The organism is Candidatus Rokuibacteriota bacterium (assembly GCA_030647435.1).
Classification (GTDB): domain Bacteria; phylum Methylomirabilota; class Methylomirabilia; order Rokubacteriales; family CSP1-6; genus AR37.
On sequence record JAUSJX010000150.1, the window covers coordinates 1 to 3384 of the forward strand.

Consider the following 3384-nt stretch of genomic DNA (forward strand, 5'->3'; position numbering starts at 1 on the left):
AAGGTCGTCTGCGCTATACAGTCTGTAGCCATCGAGTCTCCTCTCATTTGTGCGTCGAAGCGTCCAGTCACCGCTTCTATAGCACGCTCGCGAGACTCGGTGGCTCTTTTGTCTCATCTTTCGTGAATAATCCAGGCTAGGTCGGGCTGCCAGGGAGAGCGCCCATGATGACCGCAGACGAGCTCCGGAAGAAGCCGCAGCTCTACTACGACGACGTCGAGGTGGGCCAGGCGATGCCCACGCTGGTCATCGGCCCACTGACCCCCACGCACCTCTTCCGGTGGAGCTCGGCGATCGAAAACTGGCACCGGATCCACTACGATCAGAGCTTCGCGATCTACCATGACGGCCTGCCGAACATCCTGGGCCAGGGCTCGTGGAAGCAGAGCATCATGCCCCGCTACCTGAAAGACCTGTGCCTCCCCGACGGGTGGCCATGGAAGGTGTCCTTCCAGCACCGCGCCATGATCGTGCCGGGCGACACCATCACCTGCTGGGCGACGGTCACCGGCAAGCGCGAGCAGGAGGGGCTCGGTTACGCCGACCTGGAGGTCGGTATGCGGCTCCAGAACGGCGTCGAGAGCTGTCCGGGCACGGCGACCATCGTGCTTCCCATTCGCGGCGGCCGGCCGGTCCCGTACCCCTTCGTGCCACTGAAGAGCGCATAGCCAGGCAAGGACGCCTCGACACCGGAGCGGGAACGCTCATTGAGTGCCGGGTCGCAAGGGAGGCGACATGGGACGCTGGATAGCCATCGGGACCGCGCCCGGATGGGGCGACATCGCGAAGTTCGGGGCGGAGCTGGCCGAGACGAGCAAGTGGCGGCCGGACCCGCAGACGACGATCACGACGGTCTTCGCCCTCGGAGACGGACGCTTGCTGGCGGAATGCCACGCCGTCAGGCAGGAGGACTTCGAGGCCTGGCTGCGACAGAGGGGATGGCAGGTCGAGAGCCTGACACCGATCAAACACCTGGCGAAGACGGGGAGCATCTGGAAGGTCAGCTGAGCCCGAATGTCCGGGCGTGGGAGGTGTCAGATGGCGGCACAGGTCAGGCGTCACCCGATGCGGTTCACCGTCGTTGCGCTCGCGCTCCTGGTCCTGTCGGCGCTCGCGGCGATTCCCGCTGTGGTCCAGTCGGCGGACGCCCCGCGCAGGGGCGGCGTCCTGCTGGCGGCCATCGCCGCCGAGCCGCCGAGCCTCGACCCCCACCAGGAGGCCACCTTCGCCAACATCCAGATGGTGGCGCCGTGCTACAGCACGCTGCTGCAGTTCGACCCGTACCACTTCCCGAAGGTCATCGGGGACTTGGCCACCGAGTGGAAGGTCGCGCCCGACGGGCGGACCTACTCGTTCAAGATCCGTCAGGGGGTCCGGTTCCACGACGGCTCGCCGCTGACAGCGGCCGACGTGAAGGCGAGCTACGACAAGATCATTTTCCCGCCCTCGGGGGTCCGCAGCACGCGCAAGAGCGGTTACTCGACGGTCGAGGCGGTCGAGGCCCCCGACCCCGGCACCGTGGTGTTCAGGCTCAAATTCGCGGCGGCGTCCCTCCTGATGAACCTGGCCTCGCCGTGGAACGTGATCTATCCGAAGAAGTACCTGGACCAGGACCCGAACTACTTCAAGACGCACGTCCTCGGCTCGGGGCCGTTCAAGTTCAAGAGCTACGTGCACGGCTCGACGTTCGAGGGGGAGCGGAACCCCGACTACTTCGTGAAGGAGCGGCCGTACCTGGACGGCTACAAGTTCTTCATCAGCACGGACACCTCGGTGCGGGCGGCGGCGATCCGGTCGGGCCGGGCGTACATCGAGTTCCGCGACCTGCCGCTGGCCGAGGTGGAGGCGATCAAGAAGCAGCTCGGCGACAAGGTCGTCGTCCAGGAGACGCCCGTGACCGCCTCCTGGGGGATCTGGCTCAACAACACCGCGAAGCCCTTCAACGACGTGCGCGTTCGCAAGGCGCTCGCGCTCGGCCTCGACCGGTACACGATGAGCAGGGTGCTGTATCCCATCAACGGGCTCAAGCTCGTCGGGTCGGCGATGCGTCCGGGCTCGGAGTGGGCGCTGCCGCAGGCCGAGCTCGAGAAGCTGCCGGGATTCTGGAGGGACAGCGAGAAGAGTCGGGCGGAGGCGCGGCGGCTGCTGGCGGAGGCGGGGTATCCGAACGGGCTCAAGCTCGTGCTGAAGAACCGGAACATCCGGCTGCCCTACCAGGACTTCGCGGTGTTCGTGATCCAGGAGTGGCGCAAGATCGGCGTCGAGGCCGAGCACCGCCCGGTCGAGACGGCGGCCTGGTTCGCGGACGGACAGAACACGGGGAACTTCGAGGCGATCGTCTCCGCGCCGGTCCGGTTCATGGACGATCCCGACGTCTTCATGAACCGCTACACGACCGGGGACACGGAGAACTGGGGCCGGGTCTCCGACCCTCGGCTCGACGACCTGTTCGCGCGAGAGACGCGAGAGCTCGACCCCGTCGAGCGCAAGAAGCTGGTCAACGAGATGGACCGGATCGTGCTGGAGAACGCGTACTACCTGCCGGGGCTCTGGTGGACGCGCAACGTGGTGCACTGGGCGAAGGTGAAGAACTACGTCGCCCCGCCCAATTACTACTCCAACCAGAAGCTCCAGGACGTCTGGCTGGCGGAGGACTGACGCCGCGGAGGCCGGGGCATGGGAACCTACCTGGCCAAGCGACTCCTCCTGATCGTCCCCACGCTGCTCGGGGTCGCCTCCCTGGTGTTCGTGATCATGCGTGTGATTCCCGGGGACGTGGCCTTGCTGATCCTCGGCGGCGACTCGGGCCAGATCGATCGGGCGCAGCTCGCCGCCATGCACCGGCAGCTCGGGCTGGACCAGCCGCTCCTGGTGCAGTTCGGGACGTGGCTCTGGGGCGTCGTCCGCTTCGATTTCGGGGTCTCGCTGTGGACGGGACGCCCGGTCGTCGAAGAGCTGCTCATCCGGCTGCCGCTCTCCCTCGAGCTGGCGTTCCTGGCGACCGGCGTCTCGGTCTTGATCGCCATCCCGCTCGGCATGCTCGCCGCCGCGCGCCAGGATACCTGGGTGGACTACGTCGTGCGCGTGGTCAGCATCGGCGGCCTGGCCATCCCGTCGTTCTGGGTCGGGATCCTGGTCATCCTGCTCCTGGTGATCTACTTCGGCTGGGGGCCTCCGCTGGAGTTCACGCCGCCCTGGGTCGATCCCTGGGCGAACTTCCAGCAGATGGTCTGGCCGGTGATCACCGTGGGCTACCGGTACGCCGCCGTCACCACCCGCATGACCCGGTCCACGGTGCTGGAGGTGCTGCGGGAGGACTACATCCGCACCGCCTGGGCCAAGGGGCTGGCGGAGCGGGCGATCGTCATCCGGCACGCGTTGAAG

The 3384-nt window shown here is 66.8% G+C and carries 4 protein-coding genes; all 4 read left to right on the plus strand.

The window, feature by feature from the left end; translation table 11 throughout:
- The first annotated feature begins 164 nt into the window (after positions 1 to 164).
- A complete protein-coding gene (locus tag Q7W02_25980; protein ID MDO8479582.1) occupies positions 165 to 668 on the plus strand; it encodes an acyl dehydratase in 504 nt (167 codons plus the stop codon).
- Between the two features lie 67 nt (positions 669 to 735).
- Positions 736 to 1008, plus strand: coding sequence for a hypothetical protein (locus tag Q7W02_25985; GenBank protein ID MDO8479583.1), 273 nt, complete (start codon positions 736 to 738; stop codon positions 1006 to 1008).
- Positions 1009 to 1038: 30 nt separating this feature from the next.
- On the plus strand, positions 1039 to 2658 hold the full coding sequence (locus Q7W02_25990; protein MDO8479584.1) for an ABC transporter substrate-binding protein: 1620 nt from the start codon (positions 1039 to 1041) through the stop codon (positions 2656 to 2658).
- Between the two features lie 18 nt (positions 2659 to 2676).
- The coding region (locus Q7W02_25995) for an ABC transporter permease (GenBank protein ID MDO8479585.1) at positions 2677 to 3384 on the plus strand (708 nt) is incomplete at its 3' end.